A 6,404-nucleotide genomic window follows, 5' to 3' on the forward strand; every position below is an offset into this window, starting at 1 on the left:
GCCACAAGCCCGACCGCCCAGTCCTCCACCCCACAGACCTGCGCAATCCCAACCTCAGAGTTCGATTACATCCCGCCCCTAGCCTTCACTCCATGGCCTTCCTCCACCGCATCACCATCGACCCATCGATCTGCAACGGCGCCCCCATAATCCAAGGCACCACCTACCCCGTCTCCCTCCTGATAGACCTCCTCCACAGCGGCGTAACCCCCACCGAACTCCTCACCGACTGCCCCGGCCTGACCCGCGAAGACCTGGTAGCCGCCCTCCACTACGCCGCCCTCCCGTCCTCCCTCCCCCATGCCTCCTGAAACAAGATCAGGGAGCCCTCACGCCGGAAATCTGTCCGATTCACCGGCGTGAGAGCTCCCTGATCTTGAAGCTCGGGTGTTTACGAGTGGGTCAGGACCACGTCGGCGAGGACGGGGGCGTCGTCGCGGTCGACGACGGTGACCGCGATGGTGAGTTCGCCGTTCTGCTGCCAGATTCGGGAGCGGAGGGTTTCGCCGGGGTACATGACACCCGCGAAGCGGGCGCGGAAACCCTTGACGCGGGAGACATCCGAGGCCAGGACCGTGTCCGTGGCGGTCTTCAGCACCAGGCCGTAGGTGCACAGGCCGTGCAGGATCGGGTTGGGGAAGCCGGCGTTGCGGGCGAATTCGGGGTCCGAGTGCAGGGGGTTGCGGTCGCCGCACATGCGATAGAGGAGGGCCTGCTGGGGCAGGGTGGGGGTGAGGACCTCGAAATCCGGTGCGCGGTCGGGGAGTTCGGTCTTGGCGCTGGGGCCGCGCTCGCCGCCGAAGCCGCCCTCGCCCTTGGCGAAGATGGAGGAGCGGGCGGTCCAGAGGACTTCGCCGTCGGAGCCGACGGCGGTGTCCTCGCGCCAGACGACGGCATTGGAGCCCTTGTCCCAGATGTCGGTGATGCGGCCCGAGATGCTGCCCTTGCCCGAGGCGGGAATCGGGCGGTGCACGATGATCTCCTGGCTGCCGTGCACGACCTTGGCCAGGTCGATGTCGATGCCGTCGAACTTCACCTTGGGCGGCTCGGTCTCGTGGAAGGACGGCGCGACGGTCGCGAAGGACGGCAGCACGGCGGGGTCGCGGTCGTCGACGTAGCGCAGCTCGGCCGCGTCGGTCCAGCGGTTGCCCGCGCCCAGCGCCAGGTTGTAGGTCTGCACATCGCTGGCGGACCAGCTGAATTCGCGCGCGGGGATCTGCGCGCCGAGCGCGACACTCAAATCGATGGGCATGAAAGGTTCTCCTCGTCACTCGCGTCCGATGGTCCGGCGCGGTTCGTCTCCCCGCAAGCCCCCGCTCCGCTGAGCGGGTCGTGCGGCTCCGCGGATGGGAGCGTCGGGCGGCGCTCGAAAGTCTGCTCCCGGTCCCGCCACCCGGAAGAGCGTTCGGCGGTGGCGGTCCGGGCGTTCAGTTGTGCTTTCCCACGCCCCGCCGGGATAGAGCGGTACGGCGAGGCGATGCGGGAGGGTTGGGCGCGGACTCGACGTGACCCGACTCGCGCCCAACCCGATCCTGAACCGGGTTGGGACGGTTCAGGACGCCTTCTCGACGACGGGTGCGCCGTTCTTCTTCTTGGCGGCGACATCCAGCGCGGCCAGGTAGCCGAAGGTGATCGCGGGGCCGATGGTCGCGCCGGGGCCGGCGTAGGTGTGGCCCATGACCGGCGAGGAGGTGTTGCCCGCCGCGTACAGGCCCTCGATGACGGTCCCGTCCTCGCGCAGCACGCGCGCGTCGTTGTCGGTGACCAGACCGCCCTTGGTGCCGAGGTCGCCGGGGACCATCTTCACCGCGTAGAACGGCCCGACCTCGAGCTTGTTCAAGCACGGGTTCGGCTTGATGGTCGGGTCGCCGTAGTAGCGGTCGTAGGCGCTGTCGCCGCGGTTGAAGTCGAGGTCCTTGCCGGACTCGACGAAGCCGTTGAAGCGCTCGATGGTGGCGCTCAGCTGGTCCGCGGGAACCCCGATCTTCTCGGCCAGCTCGGCTACCGTCGGGGCGACGACGATCAGGTCGTTTTCCATCCAGCGGGACGGAATCCGCTGGCCAGGCTGCAATCCGGCGAAGATGTAGCGGGACCGGTAGCGGTGGTCGAACACCAGCCAGCACGGCACGTTCTCGCCCGGACCCTCACCCTGCCCGTATTCGCCGCCGTACATGGTGTGCACGGCCTCGACGTAAGGAGCGGACTCATTACCGAATCGCTGCCCTTGCGTATTGATCATGATGGAGCCGGGCAGGTTTCGCTCCGCGAGGCAGAACCAGGGCTTGCCTTCACCGCGGAAGGTGGTCGGCCCCCACCAGGCGTCGTCCATGAACGCGATGTCCGCACCGGCCTCGATGCCCGCCCGGATGCCGTCGCCGGTATTGGCGGCCGCGCCGGTGGTCCACTCGGTGGTGATGGGCTCGCGCTGGTACTTGTGCCGCATATCGGCGTTGTGCTCGAAGCCGCCGCTGGCCAGGATCACGCCGTACTTGGCGTTGAACCGCACGGCCTCACCGTTCTGCTCGGCGTCGACACCGGTGACCACACCGTTCTCGATCACCAGTCCGGTGAGCGGAGTGTTCAGCAGCACCGGCACATTCGCGTCCAGCAGGCCCTTGCGCAGACCCGCGATGATGGCCTGGCCCATGCCGACCAGCGCCTTGCCGGTGACCTTGCCCCACGCCCAGCGGGTGCCGACGCGCAGCACGCGCGCGATGCCGCTCGGGTGGCGGCGGATCAGGTTGAGCTTCTTGTAGTCCGCCTGCATGACGACCACGTTCAGCGGAGCCTTGCTGTAGGCGGGCTCCAGCTTGAAGCGCTCCTCGCCCAGGACCTTGAGGTTGAACGGCTTGGGCTCGCAGCTGCGGCCGTCCGCCTTGCCGCCCGGTGCCTCCGGGTAGTAGTCGGAGTAGCCGGGCACCCAGGTCATCTTCAGGGCGGAGTGGTCGAGCACGTAGTCGAAGGCTTCCGCGCCGCGATCGATGTAGGTATCGATCTTCTCCTTGGGCACCACGTCGCCGATGATGCTGTAGAGGTAGGTCCGCGCCTCGTCGAGGTCGTTGCCCTTGCCCGCGGCCTTCAGCACCTTGTTTCCGGGAATCCAGACGCCACCGCCCGATCGCGCGGTAGAACCGCCGTAATGAGCGGCCTTTTCGATGAGCACCGTGCGCAGACCGTGGTGCGCAGCGGTGAGGGCGGCGGACATACCGGCGGCACCGCTGCCGACCACCACCACGTCGTAATCCCGATCAGTCATGTAGAACACGTTATAGAATCAATCCTGGTTTGGTCTATGTTGGTCTGGCAGATGGGACTGCTGAAGCGACGTTCTTCACAAAAACTCGTTTCAGTTTCTAGTCTCGTTACTGATTGGCCACCGGCCGGTACCCCCGATGGAAGGAATACAGCGTGCTGACCGACGCGCTACGCAAGGAACTGGCCGACGAGCTCGCTGCGGCCGAGCGGACCCGGGTCCCGATCGATCCGCTGGCCGTGCGGTATCCCGAGATCGACGTGGTCGACGCCTACGAGATCCAGCTCATCAATATGCGGCAGCGTTTCGACGGCGGCGCGAAGGTGGTGGGCCACAAGGTGGGCCTGTCGTCCAAGGCCATGCAGCAGATGATGGGTGTGGACGAGCCGGACTACGGGCACCTGCTCGCGGAAATGGAAGTCTTCGAAGACGTTCCGGTCGACACGTCCAAGTATCTGTACCCGCGCGTCGAGGTCGAGGTCGGCTTCATCCTGGGCGCGGACCTGCCCGGCGCGGACTGCACCGAAGAGGACGTCCGCAAGGCCACCGTCGCCTACGCGCCCTCCATCGAGCTCATCGACACCCGCATCAAGGACTGGAAGATCGCGCTCTGCGACACCATCGCCGACAACGCGTCCTCCGCCGGATACGTGCTCGGCAAGCAGCGCGTCTCGCCGGATCAGTTGGACATCAAGAACATTGACGCCGTGCTGACCCGCAATGGCGAGGTCATCGCCGAGGGCCGCTCCGATGCCGTGCTGGGCGATCCGACCATCGCGGTGGCGTGGCTCGCGCGCAAGGTCGCCTCGTTCGGGGTGCGGTTGAAGGCGGGCGACATCGTGCTGCCCGGCTCCTGCACCCGCGCCATCGACGCCCGTCCGGGCGACGAGTTCATCGCCGAGTTCGCCGGACTCGGTTCCGTCCACCTGGGTTTCGCGTAAGCCTGAATCAAACGGGCTGCGTCACACAGACACTGACCTCACCGAGTAGGAGAAAGCCGTGACTGCAAGCAAAGTCACCGCCGCGATCGTCGGGTCCGGCAATATCAGCACCGATCTGCTCTACAAGCTGCTGCGTTCGGAGAAGATCGAGCCGCGCTGGATGATCGGCATCGACCCGGATTCCGAGGGCCTCAAGCGCGCCCGCGGCCTGGGCCTGGAGACCTCCGCCGAGGGCGCGGACTGGCTGCTGGCACTGCCGGAGAAGCCGGACCTGCTGTTCGAGGCGACGTCCGCGTACGTGCACCGGGCCTACGCGCCCAAGTACGCCGAGGCGGGCATCCGTGCCATCGACCTCACCCCCGCCGCCGTCGGCCCCGCCGTGATTCCACCGGTCAACCTGGACACGCTGCGTGACGAGCTGAACGTCAACATGATCACCTGCGGTGGGCAGGCGACGATTCCGATGGTGCACGCGGTTTCCCGCGTGGTGCCGGTGGAGTACGCCGAGATCGTGGCGTCGGTGTCGTCCGTGTCGGCCGGTCCCGGTACCCGCGCGAACATCGACGAGTTCACCAAGACCACCTCCGCCGGTGTCGAGACCATCGGCGGCGCCAAGCGCGGTAAGGCGATCATCATCCTGAACCCGGCCGAGCCGCCGATGATCATGCGCGACACCATCTTCTGCGCGATTCCGGAAGACGCCGACCGCGACGCCATCACCGAGTCGGTGCATCGCATGGAGAAGGCCATCCAGGAATACGTGCCCGGCTACCGACTGCTCAACGAGCCGCAGTTCGACGAGCCGTCGCTGGTTTCCGGTGGCATGGCGAAGGTTTCGATCTTCGTCGAGGTCGAGGGTGCTGGCGACTTCCTGCCGCCGTACTCCGGCAACCTCGACATCATGACCGCGGCCGCCACCCAGGTGGGCAATGTGCTGGCCGACCAGATCCTCTCGGCTCGGGTGTAAGGAGTTCCGACAGTGAGCAATTCGAACATTCTGAAGCCGTTCTCGGCGGACCTGGACGTCCGGGTCACCGACACCAGCCTGCGCGACGGTTCGCACCACAAGCGGCACCAGTTCACCGTGCAGGAAGTGCGCGACATCGTCGGTGCTCTGGACGCGGCCGGGGTTCCGGTCCTCGAGGTCACCCACGGTGACGGTCTCGGCGGTTCCTCGTTCAACTACGGTTTCTCGAAAACCCCTGAGCAGGAACTGATCAAGGCCGCCGCGGAGACCGCCAAGCAGGCCAAGATCGCCTTCCTCATGCTGCCGGGCGTCGGCGTCAAGGAAGACATCAAGATCTCGCAGGACAACGGCGCGTCCATCTGCCGCATCGCCACCCACTGCACCGAGGCCGACGTCTCCATCCAGCACTTCAACATGGCCCGCGACCTCGGCCTCGAGACCGTCGGCTTCCTGATGATGGCCCACTCCACCACCCCGGAGAACCTGGCCAAGCAGGCCCGCATCATGGCCGACGCGGGCTGCCAGTGCGTCTACGTCGTCGACTCCGCCGGCGCCCTTGTCCTGGACCAGGTTACGGACCGCGTCTCCGCCCTCGTCGCCGAACTCGGCAACGACGCCCAGGTCGGCTTCCACGGCCACGAGAACCTGGGCCTCGCCGTCGCCAACTCGGTCTACGCGGTGCGCGCCGGCGCGACCCAGATCGACGGCAGCGCCCGCCGTTTCGGCGCCGGCGCCGGCAACCTCCCCGTCGAGGCCTTCATCGGCGTCTGCGACAAGCTCGGCATCAAGACCGGCGTCGACTTCTTCGCCGTCACCGACGCAGCGGAAGACGTTGTCCGCCCGGCCATGCCGAGCGAATGCCTCCTCGACCGCCAGGCCCTCATGATGGGCTACGCAGGCGTCTACTCCTCCTTCCTGCGTCACGCCGAACGCCAGGCCGAACGCTACGGCGTCTCCGCAGCCGAAATGCTCGTCCGCGCAGGCCAGCGCAAACTCGTCGGCGGCCAGGAAGACCAACTCATCGACATCGCCCTGGAACTCCAGCGCGAAAAGGAAAAGTCAGCCGCCAACGCCTGACCTCCCACCCCGCCTGGGCCGCAACCACCCCCGGTTGCGGCCCAGCTCGTTTCAAGATCAAGGAGCTCTCACGCAGGGGAATCGGACTAAATTCCGGCGTGAGAGCTCCCTGATCTTGAGGGGCGTTGGTGTCGGTGGGGTGGGGTTGGACGCGGCGGGTAAGGCT

The 6,404-nt window shown here is 66.6% G+C and carries 6 protein-coding genes; 4 read left to right on the forward strand and 2 right to left on the reverse strand.

Going from position 1 to position 6,404, the window contains the following annotated elements; genetic code table 11:
• Positions 1-92 precede the first annotated feature (92 nt).
• Positions 93-311, forward strand: coding sequence for a DUF433 domain-containing protein (locus tag ACAM49_RS22090; protein ID WP_369637446.1), 219 nt, complete (start codon positions 93-95; stop codon positions 309-311).
• An 80-nt stretch (positions 312-391) separates the two neighbouring features.
• On the opposite strand, the gene ACAM49_RS22095 is transcribed toward ACAM49_RS22090, so the two are convergent.
• Both ACAM49_RS22095 and kstD read right to left on the reverse strand, forming a co-directional pair.
• Positions 392-1,252 (reverse strand): MaoC/PaaZ C-terminal domain-containing protein, encoded by an 861-nt coding sequence (locus ACAM49_RS22095; protein ID WP_369637447.1) that lies wholly within the window; start codon positions 1,250-1,252, stop codon positions 392-394.
• Positions 1,253-1,552: 300 nt separating this feature from the next.
• Positions 1,553-3,256 (reverse strand): 3-oxosteroid 1-dehydrogenase, encoded by a 1,704-nt coding sequence (gene kstD / locus ACAM49_RS22100; RefSeq protein ID WP_369637448.1) that lies wholly within the window; start codon positions 3,254-3,256, stop codon positions 1,553-1,555.
• A gap of 152 nt (positions 3,257-3,408) precedes the next feature.
• Between kstD and ACAM49_RS22105 the strand changes: the two genes are divergently transcribed.
• The 3 genes from ACAM49_RS22105 to dmpG are packed head-to-tail and all read left to right on the forward strand — an operon-like array spanning position 3,409 to position 6,238.
• The gene (locus ACAM49_RS22105) at positions 3,409-4,194 is read left to right on the forward strand and encodes a 2-keto-4-pentenoate hydratase (protein WP_369637449.1); all 786 of its coding nucleotides are present in this window, start codon (positions 3,409-3,411) and stop codon (positions 4,192-4,194) included.
• A gap of 58 nt (positions 4,195-4,252) precedes the next feature.
• Positions 4,253-5,161: an acetaldehyde dehydrogenase (acetylating) gene (locus ACAM49_RS22110; RefSeq protein WP_040803039.1), complete on the forward strand. Its 909-nt coding sequence runs from the start codon at positions 4,253-4,255 to the stop codon at positions 5,159-5,161.
• 12 nt (positions 5,162-5,173) lie between these two features.
• Complete coding sequence (gene dmpG / locus ACAM49_RS22115) at positions 5,174-6,238, forward strand: 4-hydroxy-2-oxovalerate aldolase (RefSeq protein ID WP_369637450.1); 1,065 nt, start codon at positions 5,174-5,176, stop codon at positions 6,236-6,238.
• Positions 6,239-6,404: the final 166 nt, after the last annotated feature.

It is taken from the genome of Nocardia sp. JMUB6875 (assembly GCF_041154655.1).
Lineage (GTDB): Bacteria > Actinomycetota > Actinomycetes > Mycobacteriales > Mycobacteriaceae > Nocardia.